16 protein-coding genes are annotated in these 19,576 nt (G+C 37.5%); 6 read left to right on the top strand and 10 right to left on the bottom strand.

Annotated features, from left to right (window positions below):
- The first annotated feature begins 57 nt into the window (after positions 1 to 57).
- The 4 genes from ACJJVW_RS09935 to ACJJVW_RS09920 all read left to right on the top strand — a co-directional run bounded on the left by ACJJVW_RS09935 (position 58) and on the right by ACJJVW_RS09920 (position 4,075).
- Complete coding sequence (locus ACJJVW_RS09935) at positions 58 to 345, top strand: hypothetical protein (protein ID WP_396598079.1); 288 nt, start codon at positions 58 to 60, stop codon at positions 343 to 345.
- Positions 345 to 1,469: a lipid-A-disaccharide synthase gene (lpxB, locus tag ACJJVW_RS09930; RefSeq protein WP_405251612.1), complete on the top strand. Its 1,125-nt coding sequence runs from the start codon at positions 345 to 347 to the stop codon at positions 1,467 to 1,469. Before ACJJVW_RS09935 ends, lpxB begins: the two co-directional genes overlap by 1 nt.
- A 19-nt stretch (positions 1,470 to 1,488) precedes the next feature.
- Positions 1,489 to 1,992, top strand: a complete 504-nt coding sequence (locus tag ACJJVW_RS09925; RefSeq protein ID WP_339848913.1) for a C40 family peptidase — start codon at positions 1,489 to 1,491, stop codon at positions 1,990 to 1,992.
- 142 nt (positions 1,993 to 2,134) lie between these two features.
- Positions 2,135 to 4,075: a ComEC/Rec2 family competence protein gene (locus ACJJVW_RS09920; protein ID WP_405251610.1), complete on the top strand. Its 1,941-nt coding sequence runs from the start codon at positions 2,135 to 2,137 to the stop codon at positions 4,073 to 4,075.
- Positions 4,076 to 4,082: 7 nt separating this feature from the next.
- Here ACJJVW_RS09920 and ACJJVW_RS09915 read toward each other — a convergent pair whose 3' ends face one another.
- The 3 genes from ACJJVW_RS09915 to ACJJVW_RS09905 form a co-directional block, all read right to left on the bottom strand.
- Complete coding sequence (locus ACJJVW_RS09915; RefSeq protein WP_013750102.1) at positions 4,083 to 4,625, bottom strand: thioredoxin fold domain-containing protein; 543 nt, start codon at positions 4,623 to 4,625, stop codon at positions 4,083 to 4,085.
- A 104-nt stretch (positions 4,626 to 4,729) separates the two neighbouring features.
- Complete coding sequence (locus ACJJVW_RS09910; protein WP_298329867.1) at positions 4,730 to 6,319, bottom strand: peptide MFS transporter; 1,590 nt, start codon at positions 6,317 to 6,319, stop codon at positions 4,730 to 4,732.
- A gap of 40 nt (positions 6,320 to 6,359) precedes the next feature.
- Positions 6,360 to 8,549 (bottom strand): S9 family peptidase, encoded by a 2,190-nt coding sequence (locus tag ACJJVW_RS09905; protein WP_405251608.1) that lies wholly within the window; start codon positions 8,547 to 8,549, stop codon positions 6,360 to 6,362.
- Positions 8,550 to 8,723: 174 nt separating this feature from the next.
- Between ACJJVW_RS09905 and ACJJVW_RS09900 the strand changes: the two genes are divergently transcribed.
- Positions 8,724 to 10,037, top strand: coding sequence for a hydroxymethylglutaryl-CoA reductase, degradative (locus tag ACJJVW_RS09900; RefSeq protein WP_405251606.1), 1,314 nt, complete (start codon positions 8,724 to 8,726; stop codon positions 10,035 to 10,037).
- Between the two features lie 25 nt (positions 10,038 to 10,062).
- Entirely contained in the window at positions 10,063 to 10,977 is a 915-nt protein-coding gene (locus ACJJVW_RS09895) for a GYDIA family GHMP kinase (RefSeq protein WP_405251604.1), read from the top strand.
- A gap of 113 nt (positions 10,978 to 11,090) precedes the next feature.
- Here ACJJVW_RS09895 and ACJJVW_RS09890 read toward each other — a convergent pair whose 3' ends face one another.
- The 7 genes from ACJJVW_RS09890 to ACJJVW_RS09860 all read right to left on the bottom strand — a co-directional run bounded on the left by ACJJVW_RS09890 (position 11,091) and on the right by ACJJVW_RS09860 (position 19,569).
- Positions 11,091 to 13,232, bottom strand: a complete 2,142-nt coding sequence (locus ACJJVW_RS09890) for a peptidylprolyl isomerase (RefSeq protein ID WP_405251601.1) — start codon at positions 13,230 to 13,232, stop codon at positions 11,091 to 11,093.
- Positions 13,233 to 13,308: 76 nt separating this feature from the next.
- On the bottom strand, positions 13,309 to 14,607 hold the full coding sequence (locus tag ACJJVW_RS09885) for a hemolysin family protein (RefSeq protein WP_405251599.1): 1,299 nt from the start codon (positions 14,605 to 14,607) through the stop codon (positions 13,309 to 13,311).
- 190 nt (positions 14,608 to 14,797) lie between these two features.
- The gene (lptC, locus tag ACJJVW_RS09880) at positions 14,798 to 15,367 is read right to left on the bottom strand and encodes an LPS export ABC transporter periplasmic protein LptC (RefSeq protein ID WP_298329885.1); all 570 of its coding nucleotides are present in this window, start codon (positions 15,365 to 15,367) and stop codon (positions 14,798 to 14,800) included.
- Complete coding sequence (locus ACJJVW_RS09875) at positions 15,367 to 16,746, bottom strand: hypothetical protein (protein ID WP_298329888.1); 1,380 nt, start codon at positions 16,744 to 16,746, stop codon at positions 15,367 to 15,369. The genes lptC and ACJJVW_RS09875 overlap by 1 nt, the downstream gene beginning before the upstream one ends.
- A 17-nt stretch (positions 16,747 to 16,763) precedes the next feature.
- Positions 16,764 to 18,011: a hypothetical protein gene (locus tag ACJJVW_RS09870; RefSeq protein ID WP_405251597.1), complete on the bottom strand. Its 1,248-nt coding sequence runs from the start codon at positions 18,009 to 18,011 to the stop codon at positions 16,764 to 16,766.
- Complete coding sequence (locus tag ACJJVW_RS09865) at positions 18,004 to 18,729, bottom strand: type III pantothenate kinase (RefSeq protein WP_405251595.1); 726 nt, start codon at positions 18,727 to 18,729, stop codon at positions 18,004 to 18,006. Before ACJJVW_RS09865 ends, ACJJVW_RS09870 begins: the two co-directional genes overlap by 8 nt.
- A 63-nt stretch (positions 18,730 to 18,792) precedes the next feature.
- A complete protein-coding gene (locus ACJJVW_RS09860) occupies positions 18,793 to 19,569 on the bottom strand; it encodes a zinc-dependent peptidase (protein WP_405251593.1) in 777 nt (258 codons plus the stop codon).
- Between the last annotated feature and the right edge of the window lie 7 nt (positions 19,570 to 19,576).

The raw sequence follows: 19,576 nt of genomic DNA, 5'->3' as shown, positions 1-19,576 counted from the left end.
AAACGATAAGCATATTTGTAAAGAATTCAAATTTTGGCGAAAGCCGAAACATTACATATGAAAAAAGACATCATTATAGGGATTGTAGTTGGACTCATTGCAAACGCAATAGGTGTACTGTTGTTTTCTCTGTACATAGGAAGCACACAAGACCGAACTATCACAAACGTACTTCAAACTGCAGTGTCTGAAGGTCGCTTAGGCAAAATTATGGCAATAGGTGCCGTTCTTAATCTGCTTGCGTTTTTTATGATGCTTAGACAAGGACAAGATGCGAGAGCGAGAGGCGTTCTTCTTGCTACGATTACTATTGCATTTGTAACAATGATATTAATGTTTACCTAATGAAATATTACATTCTTGCAGGCGAGGCCAGTGGTGATTTACATGGTGCAAACCTTATGAAATCATTGTATAAAGAGGATCCAGAGGCAGATATACGCTTTTGGGGTGGTGATCTCATGCAGGAAGTAGGTGGCACTCTTGTGACACATTACAAAGAGCGTGCTTTTATGGGCTTTATGGAGGTTGTCATAAACTTGCGTAAGATCACAGGTCTTATTAAAGATTGTAAGAGAGATATTGCCCGTTTTGAACCAGATGCGCTCATACTTATAGATAACTCTGGTTTTAACTTGCGCATTGCAGAGTGGGCAAAACCATTAGGTGTTACTACGCACTATTATATAAGTCCGCAGGTATGGGCATCACGCGCTAGTCGTGTTAAAAAGATCAAAGCCTATGTAGATCACATGTATGTGATATTACCTTTTGTAAAGGATTTTTATGACGAGCATGACTACAAAGTATATTTTGTAGGTCATCCACTTCTGGATGCCGTTGCTGGTCGTGAGCAAGCAGATCCAGTTGCTTTTACAAAAGAACACGACCTTGATGAGCGACCTATGATTGCCCTACTTCCAGGAAGTCGTAAACAAGAAATAAGCGCTATGCTAGATGTCATGCTAAGTGTAGTAAATGATTATCCAGACTATCAATTTGTAATCGCTGGAGCGCCGAGCCAAGAGGTATCTTTTTACCAACCTTTCCTTAAAGATTACCCGGTAAAACTAGTGATGAATAAAACCTACGACATCTTAAGTTTTGCAAATGCAGCTTTAATCACTTCTGGTACGGCAACGCTAGAAGCGGCAATTTTTAAAGTACCACAGGTAGTTTGTTACAAAGCAAATGCCGTCTCATACAGTATTGCAAAACGCATTATCAAAACAAAATACATCTCCCTAGTAAATCTTATTATGGACCGAGAGGTGGTAAAAGAATTAATTCAAGGGGATCTCAATACAGCACAATTAAAAAAGGAACTTGACAAGATTACTAATGATGATTATCGTGCCACTCTTTTTGAGGACTATTTTGCGCTTGAGAAAAAATTAGGTGGAGCTGGAGCAAGTCAAAAAACTGCATCTCTCATTGTTGCAACTACCAAAGCACAGCTTAGCAATTAGAACACACTAGCCCGTTTATATGAAATACATAGTCACAGTAGTTTCTTTACTTTTTTTACTGACTTCTTGCGGAAGTTCAAAAACAACAACATCTAGAACAAAAACTAGAACTACTGCTAGGGTTAAAGATATAAGTTCATCAAAGACAGACCGCATTATCCAGCAAGCACAAGCCTTTAGTGGTACTCGTTATAAATTTGGCGGTACTACAAGAAAGGGAATGGACTGCTCTGGATTGATTTATACTGCTTTTCAAAAAGAAAATATAGTCTTACCTCGTATCTCCAGACAGATGGCAGAAAGAGGACAGCCTATAAAAGACAAAGAAATCTCTAAGGGTGATTTATTATTTTTTAGAACGAACAAAAGTAGCAAACGCATAAATCATGTGGGACTCGTCACAAAAGTTACTGGCGATGACATTTACTTTATACACGCCACTACCTCAAAAGGTGTTCTTACTTCTAACCTCAATGAGCGTTACTGGAATGACGCATATATCATGGCCAGACGCGTCTTGTAAATTATAATTTGTTATATTACTGACAGTTACACCTTACAAAAGGTTAATTAGTAATATATTGAATAGGATTAACACACCCATTTTAGTAATACTTCTCGCCCTCATTGTTGGGATAATTTGTTATGACGCCTACCGCGCCCCCATGCTTTGGATAGCTATTATTTTATTACTAGCTATTGCGTTACTTTTTCTACTACACAGACTTGCTTTTAAAAGACCTTTGAACGCCATAGCGTTTACCGTAGGTATTTCCATTGTATTTATAACCATAGGCTACTTAACCTCTGAAAGAGCAAACGCTCTAAACAACGAGACGCATTTTACTCACACAAACACTAGCAACCCTAGCACCTTTTTATTCTCTATAGACGAAGTGCTAAAGCCCTCAATGTACCAAGACAAGTATGTTGTTGCATTAAAGAAAATAGATAAAGAAGCTACTTCAGGTAAGGTAATTCTCAATGTCAATAGAGATAGTGTATCGCATCGTCTTCGGGTAGGAGATTGGTATTACACAAGAGCTTTACTCTTACCTGTCCCCAAACCCCAAAACCCATATCAATTTAATTACGGGAGCTATTTTAAAAGAAAACAAATACACGGACAGCTGTCAATCAATAAAAACGAGTTACTTATATCTCAATACACCTCTAGCGGATTGAGGGTGTGGTCATCACGCTTTCGCGAAAGCGTACTAAAAGCAATTCATTCTCATTCATTTACTCGCAACCAGATTGCAGTTATAGATGCACTCGTTCTTGGGCAGAAAAATGGTATAGATAAGCAAATGAGCACTAATTATGCATCTGCTGGAATGATGCATATACTCGCCGTATCGGGCCTACATGTAGGAATTATACTTTTATTGCTACGCTTTATCACCAAACCAATAGCAGACTACAAACTACGATGGCTTCGGTCTATAATTATTATTGCTATGATTTGGGCTTTTGCTTTTATCACTGGATTATCACCCTCTGTATTGAGGGCAGCGACTATGTTTAGCTTTCTTGAGGTAGGACAACAGCTAGGCGGAAAAAGAAAAACTACAGATGCCGTTATGGCTTCTGCCGTACTATTACTTATATACAATCCATTTCTCATACATCAAGTAGGCTTCCAACTTAGTTATCTCGCTGTTATTGGAATTTTATGGATTCAGCCATGGCTGTCTTCTTTTTATACTCCGCGGTATTATATAGATAAGCTTATCTGGGGTATAGCTACGGTTTCAGTAGCTGCTCAGTTAGGCGTGCTACCCTTGAGTTTATTTTACTTCCACCAGTTTCCTGGATTATTTTTTCTATCTAATGTTATCATTATTCCATTTCTAGGAATCATATTAGGCGGTGGTATCCTAGTTGCATTGCTTGCTGTATTAAACATCTTACCAGATGCTTTAGTAACCACGTATGGCTACGCTATAGACCTAATGAATGGATTTATTTTTTGGGTGGCTAGTAAGGAGGCCTTTATCACAAATCACATCACGATAAGTTTTGCATTTCTTATAGGCTTATACCTCTGCATTATTTTTAGTATTTCTTTATTCAAGAAATACAATAACCCCAGACTTGTAGCGGCATCTCTATCAATGGTATTGTTGACCTCTATTATTATTTATGAGAAAAGCAATCCTCCCGATACGCATCTCACTATTTTCAACAAAAGTAAATCTACCATGATAGGTACTTTCCACAACTCCACGCTTAAAATACATAGCACAGACTCATTACACACCATAATTCAAGATAGCAGAGTACGCAACTATAAGGATGGCTTACGTATAGATGAAGTGGCCGTAGAATTCATGCAGAACTATTTTCGCTTTAAGCGAAAAGAAATACTCGTTGTAGATAGCCTTGGTATATACCAATTAGCTAATGCAAATCCAGATTACATACTTCTCACCCAGTCCCCAAAGATTAATATAAATAGACTTACAGAGAGATTTCCGAAAGCTCAAATCATTGCAGATGCATCAAATTACAAAAGCTACATCACTCGATGGAAAACGACTTGTTTAAACAAAAAAATCCCTTTTCATAGTACTTATGAAAAGGGAGCTTATATAATTGAGTGATTTTTTTCTAATTAGGCCATGAGTACTCAAACTCTTCTTGATAGGTTGCCCACTTCTCTTGAGTAGTAATCTCTTTATAATCATCATTACCCACCATCTTCACGTATATTTCTAAACGCTTAGGAGAGTGATAACCTACAATAGGCTGGATATAATTACCTTTTTCGTCAAAGAATACCATACTTGGATACCCCTGAAGCTTAAGAGCCTGTGCAAGTTCGTGCTGACTGTTACGCCCTCTTGATTTTTTAGGATCATGACGCGGGTTAGTATATGTGTTACCTAAGTAATTAATTACTTCTGTACCCTCTGCGTTAAATTTTACCGCGTAGTAGTTTTCATTTATGAAAGCAGCTACATCAGGATTTGCAAAGGTGTTTTTATCTAACATTTTACAAGGCCCACACCATACAGTATAAACATCCATAAAAATCTTTTTAGGCTCTTTTTGTTGGGCAGCAAGCGCCTCATCCATGGTCATCCAGTTAATCTTCTGGGCACTCATAGTTCCCGTCGCAATAAATAGAAGAAGGTATAATACTTTTTTCATTGAATTCTTTCTTTTAGGTATAGTCTGTTTATGTTTCAAATTCTTACAGACAAAAAACGTTCCACAAAATAGGGAACGTTTTTAAATTATACTATTATATGTGCTTAGCGTATACCATGCATCATTTTAATAAGTGTTCTGTTCAATAATAACATTACTACACCTGCTGCTGCTGGTATTACTGTAAATATCAAAAAGAAGATTGCCATTCCATGCTCTTCAACTATAGGATCTATATAACTCCCTGTTATACCTGCTGCAAAGTTTGCAATAAAGTTTGCTACAAACCAGATACCGAACATAAGACCAACAAGTTTTGCTGGTGCAAGTTTACTTACATATGAAAGTCCTACTGGAGATACACATAACTCTCCTAGTGTATGGAATAAATATGCAAGTACTAAAAATACCATGCTCACAGAAGCTGTTTTTGCTCCTAATGGAATTCCCATAGACCCAAAAGAAAGAATACCAAATCCAAGACCTAATAAAATAAGACCAATAGCAAACTTTACTGGTCCGCTAGGGTTGTATTTACTCTTCCATATTTTTGAAAATAAAGGAGCAAATGCAATGATGAAGAATGAGTTTAATATTCCAAACCAAGAAGCAGGAACCTCCGGTGCATCATCTGCAAACTGACGAGATAACATCCAGATTACAATTGCCCAAATAATGACGAAACCTAAACCTAAGATAATGTTTGCGAGTGCAAACTTAGCATAGGTTTGTTTAAATAACATTCCTAGAACCCATGTAATAATAAGCATAGGAACTACTGTGAGTAGTGTATTTACTATTTTAAAAGTCATACCACTACTTCCTTCTAAAACTCTATCTGTATAGTCTGCCGCAAAGATGGTCATAGACCCTCCTGCTTGCTCAAAAGCCCACCAGAAGAATATAGTAAAGAATGCTAGCACACTAATTACAATAAGTCTATCACGAGTAATTTTTGACTTTTCGGCCTCATCTATTACGTCCTCAATAGTATCTGCTGCATTTTCTACACCATCCTCAATCACGTCATCAAGATCACCAGCTTTTTTAGGAGCTAGACCTATCTTTCCAAAAATATCTTGTGCAAAATGAAATTGAAGCATACCTACTAGCATAAAAATACCAGCAAGTCCAAAACCGTAATGCCATCCCACAGATTCTCCAATATAACCACAAAGTAAAATACCTAAAAATGCTCCTGAGTTGATACCCATGTAGAATATGGTATAACCAGCATCCTTTTCTTTACCTTGATCTTTATACAACTGCCCTACCATTGAAGAAATATTCGGCTTAAACATACCGTTTCCTATAATAAGTAGTACAAGTCCAGCATAAAAGAAAAAGTCTGAGCTTATCTCAAATGCCATGGAAGCATGACCCAAAGTCATTAAAAATGCCCCTATAACAACTGCTTTTCTATAACCTGTAATCTTATCTGCTATTAATCCTCCAAGAATAGGAGTTACATAAACAAGTCCAGTATAAAAAGCATACAGCTGTAAAGCCTCTGCTCTTTCCCAGCCCCAGCCGCCATCAATGATAGCCGACACTAGAAATAAAACAAGTAATGCACGCATTCCATAATAAGAAAAACGCTCCCACATTTCTGTAAAAAAGAGAACAAAAAGACCTGAAGGATGCCCTAGCACAGTCTTTTGGTTGGTTTCAGAACCACCGAATCTATATTCCATATTGTATTATTTATTTACTGCTAATATAAGTTGTTTATCTCTAAAGTTTCTCTTTTATGAATTCTGTCATCATTGTATATAAATGAAAACGCGTATTCCCACCATAGATACCGTGGTTTCTATCTGGATAATTGAAGTAATCAAATTGCTTATTGGCTTGTACTAAAGCTTCTACAAGACGTGTAGAGTTTTGCACATGAACATTATCATCCCCACCTCCATGCACAAGTAATAAATCACCTTCCATTTTATCTACATGACTCATAGGAGAGTTGTTATCATACCCACTTGCATTTTCTTGGGGTGTTTGCATGTATCGTTCTGTATAAATAGAATCGTAAAATCTCCATGAAGTAACTGGTGCAACAGCTATAGCCATTTCAAAAGTATCTGCTCCTTGAAAAAGACAGTTAGATGCCATAAAACCTCCATAACTCCATCCCCAGATTCCTGTGCGATTTTCATCTATATATGGACGCTCACTTAATTGTTTAGCTGCTGCTATTTGATCTTGCACTTCATACTTCCCTAATTCCTTCTGAGTGATTTTCTTAAAATCACGCCCTTTTAATCCTGTTCCTCTAGGATCTACACAAACCACGATATAATCGTTTTGAGCAAGCATCTGGAACCAGTAATCATTAGATGTATCCCATTTATTTGCCACGCTCTGCGATCCAGGTCCAGAGTATTGCGTCATAAACAACGGATACTTTTTATTAGGATCAAAGTTTGTAGGCTTGATGATATAAGCATTAAGAGAAACTCCGTTTACGTCAATCTCAAAAAATTCTTTAGGAGAAATATCATAAGTAGCATAAAGCTCCTTGAGATCATTATTATCTTTTATAACACGTATTTGCTTTCCGTCCTTAGCATCGTTAAGTGTAAAACGATAAGGCGTTGTCGTATTTGAATATGTATGGATGAAGTTGCTAAAATTTGCACTAAAATCGGCATCATTTGTTCCTTCCTTTACAGCGAGTGCTTGTTTCTTTTTACCGTTAAGACCTATAGCGTAAACCCCTCGGTTGATTGAACCATTTTCTGAGCTTTGGTAAAATATCCTTTTTGTTTTTGCATCATAACCGTAATATCCTGTCACTTCCCAGTCGCCTGAGGTTACTTGGCTTTTAAGAGTTCCATCTGCATTGTGGTGATACACGTGATTCCATCCATCTTTTTCACTCGTCCAGATAAAGCTGTTATCTTCTAGAAAAGTAAGATTATCTGTTACATCCACGTAAGCCTTATCCGTTTCAAGAACAGCGAGTTTTGTTTGATAGGTAGCCGCATTAAAAAGCGACAATTTCAATGTGTCTTGATGACGATTTAAAGTTTGTACAGAAAGTACGTTTGGATCTTTTGACCAAGATATACGTGGAATATAGTACCCAGCGTTATCACCTAGGTTAATCTCAACATCCTTTGCTTTACGGCTATTTCCGTTATCTAAGTTGTGAAGGCGTAATGTTACTTTTGCATTTGCCTCACCTGCTTTAGGGTATTTAAAAACTGACTGCGTCTGGTATAATTCTTTGCCATAAATGTCCATAGAGAATTCTGGCACATCTGTTTCGTCAAAACGTATATAAGCTATCTTCTTGCTATCTGCACTCCAATCAAAGGCGCGCACAAAACCAAATTCTTCTTCATAAACCCAATCCGTAATACCGTTTATAATACTATTTTTCTTTCCATCTGTAGTAAGTTGCTGCGTTGTACCTTCTGCGATGTTAAATACATATAAGTTGTTACCCTTTCCGTAAGCAATCATTGTCCCATCAGGAGAAAATGTAGGCTCTTGGATAAGATCGTCTGAAACTTTTGTTAGCTTTCGCGAAAGCGTATTCCAAACATAAAACTCTCCTAGCGTAGATCTTCTAAAGATTGACTGTAGCTTAGTCGCTAGTAACACTTGCTTTTCATCACCGCTAAACTCATAGCTAATAAAATAGTCAAGGCCATCAATATCTGCACTGCTTACCGCTGTACGCACTTTTTCTCCTGTCGCATAGCTATAAATATCTACGCTTCCTGTACGTGTTGCTCTATCAAAGTTTTGAACGGCATACTCTTGTCCGTTTGCCATGGAGTGAATAGACTGGAGTCTCTCTGCACTAAAAGTGCCTTCTTTCCATATATCTTCAAGGGTGATTTGCTTTTTTTGCGCAGTTGCGCTCTGGATTGCCATGAGTAAAATGGCACTCAAAAAGAGTTGTATTTTCATATATAATTGCTAATTCTAGTAATGTATCTCAATTTTACTAAAAATAACGCAAAAACCCCCGTAAAAGCTGTTAAATAGCGCCATATTGTTAAGAAATAAAATCACTAGATTACTTACACAAAGCTAGGTTTACCTCATTCTCAGTATCTTTGACACTTTTATAAATACAGCTTAATGATAAAGGCAATATCAGGATTTTCAAGACTTTCAAAAACGGAGAAAATAGCGTGGCTCACGTCTACCTATTTTGAAAATCCAACACAGGCAACTCAAGTACTATCATCTTACTGGAATGATGATAAAAAACTACAACAGCTACATGACGAGTTTATAGAAAACACCGTTACTAACTACTACTTACCGCTAGGTGTTGCTCCTAACTTTGTTATTAATGACCGTATTTACACCATCCCTATGGCCATTGAGGAGAGCTCTGTGGTGGCTGCCGCAAGTAAAGCGGCAAAATTCTGGCAAGATAGAGGAGGTTTTAAAACTACTGTTTTAGGAACTACAAAAGTAGGACAGGTACACTTCACATATGATGGCGATGCGTCGCTTTTGACTTCATTTTTTGAATCCATCAAGCCACAGTTACTTGCAGATACCGCTGCTATTACAAAAAACATGGAGAAACGTGGAGGTGGCATTAAAGACATCACGCTCGTTAATAAAACCCATGCAGTAGCAGATTACTACCAACTTCATTGCACGTTTGAAACGCTAAATGCAATGGGAGCCAATTTTATAAATAGTTGTCTAGAACAATTTGCAACGACGCTTAAAGCAGGTTTTGAGGCAGAAGCACGCTTTCGCGAAAGCGGTGCAAATCTCTCTGTAATCATGTCTATCTTATCAAACTACGTTCCAGATTGCGTAGTGCGAGCAGAGGTAAATTGCCCAGTAGCTGATCTTTCTGAAAAAAACATAGACGGTGCACAATTTGCTAAAAAATTCATACAAGCAATTTCCATTGCCGAAGAAGAGCCCTACCGCGCAGTGACTCACAACAAAGGGATTATGAACGGTATTGATGCCGTAATTCTTGCCACTGGAAACGATTTTAGAGCTGTAGAAGCTGGCGTACACGCATATGCTGCTAGGGACGGGCAATATAGAAGTCTTACACATGCTAGTGTAGATGATGGGATTTTTAAATTCTGGATTGAGGTACCACTCGCACTAGGAACCGTAGGCGGACTTACAAAATTACATCCGCTGGTAAAGTGGTCTATGGAATTGCTGGAAAATCCATCTGCACAAGAGCTTATGCAAATTGTGGCTGTCGCTGGACTTGCACAGAATTTTGCAGCCTTAAAATCACTTACTACAACAGGAATTCAAGAAGGCCACATGAAAATGCACCTCATGAACATCCTTAATCAAATGGAAGCCACAGACGCCGAAAAACAAGAAACAGTCACTCATTTTAAGACTAACACAGTTACTCATAGTGCTGTTGTTTCTTTCATAGAAGCACTACGCTCATAAGCAGCTAATAAAAACAATATACCAAGTGAACCCATCTTTTTATAGCCACGGTAAGTTACTATTAACCGCAGAATATCTGGTCCTTGATGGAGCAGAAGCACTTGCCCTTCCCACTACCAGAGGTCAAAAACTTACAGTCACAACAACGCAGGACCACGGCTTACTTTGGAAAAGCGAGCTACACGATGGCTCTACATGGTTTGAAACCCATTTCACATTACCAATAAATGACTGCGCAGTTCCTAATGGGGATATCCCGCAGCGCTTACTTACCATATTACAAGCAGCACAACAACTCAACTCTGATTTTTTAAACACGCAAAAAGGTTATAGCGTTACGAGTTCTTTGGAATTTCCTAGAGATTGGGGATTAGGCTCCTCTTCTACTCTTATTGCAAATATTGCTTTATGGGCGCAGATTAACCCTTATAAGCTACTTGAAATGACTTTTGGAGGAAGTGGCTATGATATTGCCTGCGCCACCTCAGAGGGCGCCATTACTTACCAGAGAGCTGAAAGCGATCCAATTATTAAAAGTGTAGCATTTGACCCTGACTTTAAAGAAAATATCTTCTTTATACACCTTAATAAGAAGCAGAATAGTAGAGAAAGCATTAAGCACTATAGAAGCCTAGACAGCAAGCTATTGCTTAGTGAGGTTTCTCATTTTTCTCAACTCACCACAGCAGTCAAAGAATGCAAAACACTCCAAGCTTTTGAAAAACTGCTTACTGAACACGAGGAAAGACTTTCTAAAATCATCAAAACTCCTACTATTAAAAGTCAGCTATTTTCTGACTATCCACACCTCATTAAGAGTTTAGGAGGTTGGGGAGGTGATTTTGTAATGGTTACCGGAGAAGCTCAAGAAATGGAGTATTTTAAAAACAAAGGCTTCCATACTATCATCCCGTACAACGAGATGATACTAAACTTCTAAGAACGATTTACCTGTAAGTTTTACGCTTTCGCGAAAGCAAACTAACATGATGATAAACTAAAAAGGCTCGAACATTACGTTCGAGCCTTTTTAATATATGTGTAAAATATCTACTAGTAGAAAGTAGCTCTGTTATCTTCAATTTCTGCAGCTTCTTTAAGTGCATTAAGTACTTTAGAACTTACTGCTACTCTTGCCTTTTGAGCTTCTTGAGTTGCAAAAGATGCGTAGTTTTCAAGTGCTGGTGCTTCCGTAATTTTTGTTACTTGAACCACATACACCCCTCTAGAACCTTCAATAGGATCAGAAATCTCTCCTTCTTTTAATCCAAATGCAGCTCCTACAACTTTAGGCTCATTACCTGCTCCAGCAATCGTTGGTGCATTCATAGATATTGCAGATGCAGTTTTTACAGTCTGGCTTTGTGACTGTGCCATCTCTGCAAGGGTAGCTCCAGAAAGCTTTCCTTTAATGATAGCTGCTTTCTTCATGTTACGAAGTATAGGAGTAACTTGAGTAGATACATCTTCTACACGCTCTGTTCCCTTAGGAGTGCGACGAGTAACTTGTGCTACAATGTATCCATTGTTTACAGGGAAACGCTTAATATCTCCTACTGAAACCTCTTCTTCAAAAGCCCACTGTACGATTGAACGTTGAGCACCCTCACCAGGAAGATTCTCATCCATTGCACGTATACGTTGTACTGGTCTTACTGTATAACCATTTTCTGTAGCTACTTCTTGGAAATCTCCATCTGCAGCAGCTAGCTCAAATTTTTGTGTTGTATTATAGATAGAAGAAATTGTTTTATCTGATGGTACAATCTCTTTTACTACCGTTGCAACTTTAATTACATCTTGAAGGTTCTTTTGATCTGTAATCTCAATCACGTGGTAACCAAAGTTTGTTTCGGCAACGCCTACAGATCCAGTTCTGTTATCTACGATAAAGTCTCTGTAACCTTCAGCGAAAAGATTTGGATTTTGGTAATCAAGATCACCTCCTTTTTCACTGTTATTTTTATCTGAAGAAAATTCTTTTGCAAGTTCTTCAAACGTCCCTTTATTTCTTTTGATTACCGTAAGTAAGCTATCTGCAAGTTTCTTTGCATCTTCTTTAGAACGAGTAGCAGATGAAGGAACTGGTCCTCTCTGTGTATTTGTTACTGCTCCTTTAAAATCAACTAAGATGTGACGTGATTTTACTGAGTCTGGCATTTTTCTCACATCCATCACACGAGAAAGGTTCATGTAATTGTTATCCTTATAAGGACCGTACACGCCACCTTTACCAATAGCAAATAATGTGTCTGCAATAGTTGCAGGTAAGTTATTTTTAAAGAACCAACGGTTTACATAAGGGATATCAGAATTGTCTAGTAAGAAATCTTCTACTCTATCTGTCTTATCAAATCCCGCAAGTGTTTCTGTTACTCCAGTTGCACCGTTACGAGATGTGTACTCATTTCTAAGTTTTGATAATTCAGCTTTAAGTGCATTTTCATCTTCTAAAGAAGCCTCTTCTGAAAACTTTACAAAACGTATGCTACGAGTTTCGTCTGTTTTGTATTCTTCTTTATGCTCATTTACATATTTCTGAATTTCTTCCTTACTTACTGTAGCCTCTTCATCCGGAACTGAAGTATAAGGAACTTGTACAAACTGTATATCTACATTATTGTTATCAAGTCTGTAAGCAATCTCACCATCTTTAAGTGTAGATCCTACTCCTGCCTTAATAAGGTTGTAGTATATACTTTGCTTTTCTTGATTTCTTAAGTTTTCTTCAAAATTTAACCAGTTTTGGTAATCACCAGGATTCTGGCTGTCTTTAAGAGTTGCGATAAATTCTTGCATCTTACCCTCACTAAAGAAACCATCACCATCTTGAAAACGTGTATCGTTTTGCAATGCTTGCTTTAATAATTCTTGAGTACGGTCTCTACCTACTTCAATACCTAATTCTTCATACTGCTCTTCAAGGACAACACGATTAATTTCTTGCTCCCACACTGTATTTACAGCACGTGTAGTCGAGGCATTTGCTCCTAATCTACGTGTTTGCTCCTCTACTTTTGAAGCAAAAGCTTCACGATCAATACTTACTCCATTAATAGAAGCTACTCGGTTTTGCTTATCAGCATTAAAACCTCCACTATCTAAAATTGAAGAAAAAATGAATGCAAATAGCGCAAGTGCAATAATGATTATCAAAAAGATGCTCTTGCTACGTATTTTATTTAAAATTGCCATTGTCTGTTGTTTATGCTATAATAGTGGGCGAAAATACCATTTTCTCCCATAATAAAAAATAAAAAAATAAGCCAATTTAGTCTTTAGAAATACGGACTTCCAAGAGTTCAATTTTTGTGTTTGAAGTCTCAAGGATATGAAAGATTATTCCGTCTATCTCTATGTTCTCTCCTTCTTGTGGTATTTCTTCTGCGTGACTCACTACTAAACCTCCTAATGTCTCATAGTTTTCACTCTCTGGAAGGTTTAATTTATACATTTCATTGAGGTAATCTACCTCATGTCTAGCAGAAAGTTTATAGTGATCTTCTCCTAGTTGCTCTTCTATAAGCTCTGCAGTATCATGCTCATCCTCTATCTCTCCAAAAAGCTCTTCTACAATATCCTCTACGGTCATCATACCACTAGTACCACCATACTCATCAATAACGACACAAATACTCTTGCGCTTCTTTGTGAGCATATTCAACACGTCTTTTACAAGCATTGTTTCTGGCACATACACCACAGGCATGAGGACACTACTTATCGTTTTAGGCTTTTTAAACAACTCAAAAGAGTGTACATACCCTATAATATCATCTATGGTGTCTTTATAGACTAATATCTTAGACAAACCGGTATCAATAAATATTTTATTAATCGCTGCTGGCGTAGTGCGTTCATCGACAGCGATAATTTCAGTACGTGGAAGCATCACTTCCCTAGACTTCACCTCAGAAAATTCTAGTGCATTTTGAAAAATTTGAATTTCTGTATCTACATCATCTTGATCATTTACAGATTCCATTTGTTCAGAAATATAATTTCCTAATTCCACTTTCGTGAAAGCTAGCTGCACTTCATCTCCATCTGTTTTAAACAAATATTTAAGTACTAAATCTGAAACCCAGATTATAAAAGCACTTAAAAAATAAAACAGCAGGTAGAAAATATAGGCAGGTATTGCAAAAAACTTCAACAGCTTGTTTGCATAAATCTGAAAAAATACTTTGGGTAAAAATTCTGCAGTAATTAGAATGACAATGGTAGAAATAATAGTCTGACTTAATAGACTAAATTCTTGGACGAATGTAGCTAACCACTTCAAGTTTTCGCCGAAAGGCAAACTCTCAAGCCACCCTTGCAGGAGTGCTCCCATAAAATAACCATAAACCACCAAAGCAATATTATTACCCAGCAACATGGTTGCGATAAACTTTGAAGGTCTCGCAGTAAGGCGAGTTAATACAATAGAAAGAAAATCATTCTGTTTTTTTTCTATTTCAATATGGATTTTATTTGCCGAAATGTATGCAATCTCCATTCCTGAGAAGAATGCAGATAATATTAATGAGCAACAAACGACAATAACCTGGACTTCAAAGCTGCCCATTAAGAGTTTTTCCTGTTTTCAAATTTCTTTCGGAAGTGACGTCTAAAGAAATACATACCAACACTTACAGCAAAGCAAAACAAAAAGAAATAAGCCTTGGGCTGATCTTCCCCCCAAAGTGTCGCCACCTTATACCCCGCTAGCACAGCTACTATGATATAAACGTACTCCGTGTATTTTATATATCGCATCATAAGTCTTCTTTATTTTCTTTAACGTATTGTTTACTTACGTTGTTTAAAGATACAAAATTTGTAAAGTCTTCATTAGAATCAAAAAGGTCTCCATCATTGCGGGAACCGTCTTTCGTAATAATGGTATATGGTTGATCTGTAAAAATCCAGTTATTAGTTTGATCCCAATACAACTGCTCTGCCTTAAGTGTAACAGAATCACTAGTTACAAGGGTTACGTTTTGTTGCAAATCTATGAGATTTGTGTATTTATAACGTATTGCATAATCTGAGGTAATCACATTCTCTTTATCGTCATCTATAAAAATAACCTCTACCCCTTCTGGAAACTCCTCGTATGGAAAAGGCGAGTTTGCATAATTCTTTATATATGGTGTTTTGAGATGAGCCGTTACCTTCCCAGAGTCTGTATACTTTAAGTTTATACCTCTTCCTTCTGTCACAGGCCCATCAGACTTGATACTCATTTTACGTATCTCCTCTCCTTTATCACCACAACCTAAAAACAAAGTCACGGCAAAAGCCGTGACTAAGAATTTTAATATATTTCTATGTAGTAGATACATTAGTTACTTGGAACTCTTACGCTTGATCCAATCCAACATCCTATCTTGATAGTTTGACCACCTTTTCCAGACTGGAATATATCCGCTTTACTAGGAGCTATTCCTCTATAACTTGCAGCCGTCTTATTTGCAGTTCCTGCTAGTGATGGACTTACACGTCCAGCTCTTTCTGCAGTACTAGCAGCTAACCAGTATACCGCTCTCTTATCAAATGCAGTCTCGCCACAGTTATTTGCACTTGCTGCATACATTGCTGCAATTCTCAAGTAAGCGATTCCGTAAGAAGCATCTTCACTAAGCGCCTTATTATAAAGACCTCTTGCTTTACCATAGCTTCCAGATTTTCTTGCTTTTTCTGCAAGTCTGTAATAAGCATTTGCTCTTTCTGTAGGATCTGTTTCAAGATCAATTGCTTCTTGGTAATATCTAGACTCTGCTGCAGAATCTCCTCTGTTTCCAGCTAAGATACCTAAATACTTTGCAGATTTTGCAGAAGGCTCAAGTCTGTGTAAACTTTCAACCATTTGCTTAAATAAATCTGTATCAGTACAATCTTTTCCAGCAAGACGTCCAGCAGCTTTCTTAATCCATTCTTTGTCATTTTTCATAGACTCAAAATCTTTTTGGTAAAGTGGCACTAAGTTCTCACAGTTACCTAAAGCTCCCATTGCACCATCAGTACTTCCTCCAAAGATTCCAAAAGCTCTTAGGTTAGTTTCATAACCTTTTACTCTTCTTTTCTCCTTAGCACTAAGTGCTGTACCAGCCTCTTCCTTATCTAAAAGAGCTTGTAGCTTAGAATCAAGAACAGTTGCCTCTTTTCCTAATTTACTTTGAGTATCATCATAAAGGTCAAAAACATCTTGTAATGGAATTTGTTCTCCTTCTTTATATAAATCTACAGCTAGTTTAAAACGAGTATAGATGCTTTTTGCGCTTGAAATAGAAGCTGCGTCTAGTTGAAATGCTTTTTGAAATGCATCAAACTGCGATTTCTTAGTTCCTATTTTGCTATCAAACATTATCTGAGCTTGATCTGCAGCATTTTCACCTTTGTCAGTTTTTCCTGGGAAATACTGCTCTCTTTGCTGTAGTAATAAGATTAAATCTTGAGCTACTGCCTTCTCTTGCTCACCGCTTGCGGCTTTAAGATCTGCTTTTAATAATTTCTCACCATACTGGTATAATGCAAGTGACCAGTTAGGACAATCTTTTCTAAGTTTTGCAAATGGTGCTCTCGCAGCATCCCAGTTCTTAACTTTTGCAGCTTCGTTGAATATAGAACCTGTGGTCATACATTCTTCACTTATTTGAGCTTGAGCAGTAAATCCTACTGTCATTACTATAGCTACAAAAAGTGTGGTTAATTTAGTTTTCATAGTGTTGGGTTTTTCAATTAATTAAATTTACTTTGGACGAACCATAAGTCGTTTACTGATAAGCTTATTCCTACATTAATAAAGTTCTCTTGAATAAGACCTGAACTTGTCGTTCCTCGCTGGCCCATCTCAAACATAAGATTCAAATTACTTATTCTACGTCCTGTAGGTAGTCCTACTCCAAAAGATATGCCAAACTCGCTTATGTCCTCGTTAGACACTATAATACCGCTCTCTTCATATCTGAAACCAGCCCTGTAAGCAATACGATCCCAGTAACTTGTAACAGAGTTATATTTAGGAGTATAAAATCCTCCAATACGCATCTGGCTTGCATCTTCAAAAGCCACATCATCCAGTGTAAATGTTCTATTACTAAAATTACTTGATTTTTGAGATGTATATTCTGCACCTACAAACCACTTATTTACTGCTCCAATTCCTAATCCTAACGTCAAAGTAGAAGGAAAATCAAAATCTGTATCCTGTACATCAATTTGCTCAGAATCTACATCTGCGCTTATACCAGTGCTATTAAAAATCACAGAAGCCACTTGACGTGAATTTTCTGTACCTATACTTGAAGATGGCGAATATTTAACAGATGACGTAAGTTGAAGCTTATCTGATATCATACGCTCATACTGAGCTGCAAGATCAAATGTAAATCCAGAAAAGTCACTACGATTACTTTCTCGTGTAGCTAGCTCCACCCCTTCTTGAGATCTCAATGCCTCATTTTGAATATTACCAAAGTTATAATTTGCACTAGCACCTACAGTTAGACCTGGCGCCACTGTATATCCAGCAGATAAAAATGCTCTATTGATACCTCCACGACCACTAAAGGCGTTTACAATATCCTCATCACTATCATCAAGCTTATAACCTACAGTAGTATATGGCATGAGTCCAAAACTCACCCCCACTTTTTTAGAAACCGGAAAACCTATCGCTAGGTAATCAAATGTAGATTTTGAAGAACCCTCTTCTGTAAATGCATCTTTTGCTGTAACCTCTTGGTGATTACCTCCCACAGTAAAAGTTGTGTAACGCAGTTTACCTAATGAAGCTGGGTTTAGTAAATTCAAGTGTAAACTATCACTATAAGACTGTATTCCTCCCATAGATTTATTTTCAACAGTACCTTTAAACTGCTGTAAACCTACTCCGTAAAATGAATATGGAGATGTCGTAGCTCCCTCTTGTGCAAGACCCTTAAAGGCCACCATCAACACTGCTACTATAAAAAGTTTTTTAATCATTCTGATATGTTAAGATATAATTGAGGCCCTCTAACAAAAATTTTGAGTGCGCAAAGATGCTATTTTTTAATCGTTTTGCCAAGAATTCGGCATCACCCCCTGTTATTATTACGGTTTCTACATTATAATGCTCTTTATAATGATTTATTGCCCCATCAATTTCAAGTAAAACCCCTTGGACAACGCCAGAATGTATTGCTTCATGAGTACTTGTCCCCACAATGCTCTCTGGCATTTGCTTTTCAAGTAGTGGTAAATTTGCCGTGAGATTGTTTAAAGTTTCATATCGCAATCGCAATCCTGGTGATATCGCCCCTCCTTTGTAAGAGCCTTCTGCAGTAATAAAATCATACGTTATACACGTACCTGCATCTATTATGAGTCCATTTTTTTGAGGGTACGCTTTCGCGAAAGCGGCTACCAACGCAATCCTATCTACACCAAGTGTATGTGGAGTGCCGTAGTCGTTTTTAAATGGAAGCGATGTTTTATGACTAAGAATAATAGTAGGAAAACGCAGCTGCACAGATCGCGCTTGCTCCTCAGATAATCTACCTACTGATGAAATTATAGCTTTCTTCACAGGATACAAACCTGCAAACTCCCCTACCTCTTCTATAAAATTTTCTAAAAGAAAATGGTGTCGCGCCTGCAATACATCATCAAGGAAGATAGCCGCCTTGACCCTAGTATTTCCAACATCAATAATAAGTTGCATAAATTAAAGTAAGCACCAAAAATACAAAAGCAAAGCACCTAGGGTGTTAAGGGAATGATAAAACTAAGCCGAAACACCTGTCACAAAACAGAGCTCTAGCATTTTATAAAGTTCAGGATGTTTCCTTTTGAACAATTCTGGACGTTCAAAGAAATACTCAGAGGCTACCGCAAAGAATTCTATCTCACTAGTTCCTCCGTATTTCCTTATGTCTGACTGATCATTATTTATAGCATCCATCTCCTTATACATAAGGTCTAACCAAGGAGCTATATTTTCTTTTCCTAATAAAAACTCTGGTATCCCATCGGTCTCTCCGTCCATCTTATCCAGCAAGTGTACAAATTCATGAACGGCAGTATTACCCTTGTCTGTCTTGTTTGCAAATCCAAACACCAGTGCTTTGCGCGATAAAATCATATGATTTTCAAACTGCCCAGAGCCCACCATACCGCCTATATTTCTATCCTCTCCTTCTGAGTGAAACTCCAAGTCTGTATTAAAATAATCTGGGTAGATTAAAACCGTATCAAGGTTATTATAATGCCAATCTCCAAAATTGAAAATGGGAATGACAGCACTTGCAGCGACAAAAATCTTATCTCTATCTGTAATTTCAAATTGCACGGCCTCCACATTTACTTCCGCGAGGAAAGCCATCATGCGCTTTTTAAAAAATGCTTGTTTCTCTGCAGATAATTTCTGGTAAAATAGCACCTCATTACTTAAAATCTCCTCCCATGCTACAGGAAATTGCTGTGGGGTACGCTTTCGCGAAAGCGTAAAAAGGCCGTAGCCCATAAATATAAAAAGAGCTGCACCAGCTATAAATAAAATCATTTGCTAA

The organism is Dokdonia sp. Asnod3-C12 (assembly GCF_045063975.1).
In the GTDB taxonomy this organism is placed as follows: Bacteria; Bacteroidota; Bacteroidia; order Flavobacteriales; family Flavobacteriaceae; genus Dokdonia.
This window is presented reverse-complemented; position numbering and strand designations above follow the sequence as displayed.

Excerpts from the sequence above, each read along its gene's own strand:
- ACJJVW_RS09935 (WP_396598079.1), top strand. The coding sequence starts at position 58 with ATGAAAAAAGACATCATTATAGGGATTGTAGTTGGACTCATTGCAAAC.
- lpxB (WP_405251612.1), top strand. The coding sequence starts at position 345 with ATGAAATATTACATTCTTGCAGGCGAGGCCAGTGGTGATTTACATGGT.
- ACJJVW_RS09925 (WP_339848913.1), top strand. The coding sequence starts at position 1,489 with ATGAAATACATAGTCACAGTAGTTTCTTTACTTTTTTTACTGACTTCT.
- ACJJVW_RS09920 (WP_405251610.1), top strand. The coding sequence starts at position 2,135 with ATGCTTTGGATAGCTATTATTTTATTACTAGCTATTGCGTTACTTTTT.
- ACJJVW_RS09915 (WP_013750102.1), bottom strand. The coding sequence starts at position 4,625 with ATGAAAAAAGTATTATACCTTCTTCTATTTATTGCGACGGGAACTATG.
- ACJJVW_RS09910 (WP_298329867.1), bottom strand. The coding sequence starts at position 6,319 with ATGGAATATAGATTCGGTGGTTCTGAAACCAACCAAAAGACTGTGCTA.
- ACJJVW_RS09905 (WP_405251608.1), bottom strand. The coding sequence starts at position 8,549 with ATGAAAATACAACTCTTTTTGAGTGCCATTTTACTCATGGCAATCCAG.
- ACJJVW_RS09900 (WP_405251606.1), top strand. The coding sequence starts at position 8,724 with ATGATAAAGGCAATATCAGGATTTTCAAGACTTTCAAAAACGGAGAAA.
- ACJJVW_RS09890 (WP_405251601.1), bottom strand. The coding sequence starts at position 13,232 with ATGGCAATTTTAAATAAAATACGTAGCAAGAGCATCTTTTTGATAATC.
- ACJJVW_RS09885 (WP_405251599.1), bottom strand. The coding sequence starts at position 14,607 with ATGGGCAGCTTTGAAGTCCAGGTTATTGTCGTTTGTTGCTCATTAATA.
- lptC (WP_298329885.1), bottom strand. The coding sequence starts at position 15,367 with ATGTATCTACTACATAGAAATATATTAAAATTCTTAGTCACGGCTTTT.
- ACJJVW_RS09875 (WP_298329888.1), bottom strand. The coding sequence starts at position 16,746 with ATGAAAACTAAATTAACCACACTTTTTGTAGCTATAGTAATGACAGTA.
- ACJJVW_RS09870 (WP_405251597.1), bottom strand. The coding sequence starts at position 18,011 with ATGATTAAAAAACTTTTTATAGTAGCAGTGTTGATGGTGGCCTTTAAG.
- ACJJVW_RS09865 (WP_405251595.1), bottom strand. The coding sequence starts at position 18,729 with ATGCAACTTATTATTGATGTTGGAAATACTAGGGTCAAGGCGGCTATC.
- ACJJVW_RS09860 (WP_405251593.1), bottom strand. The coding sequence starts at position 19,569 with ATGATTTTATTTATAGCTGGTGCAGCTCTTTTTATATTTATGGGCTAC.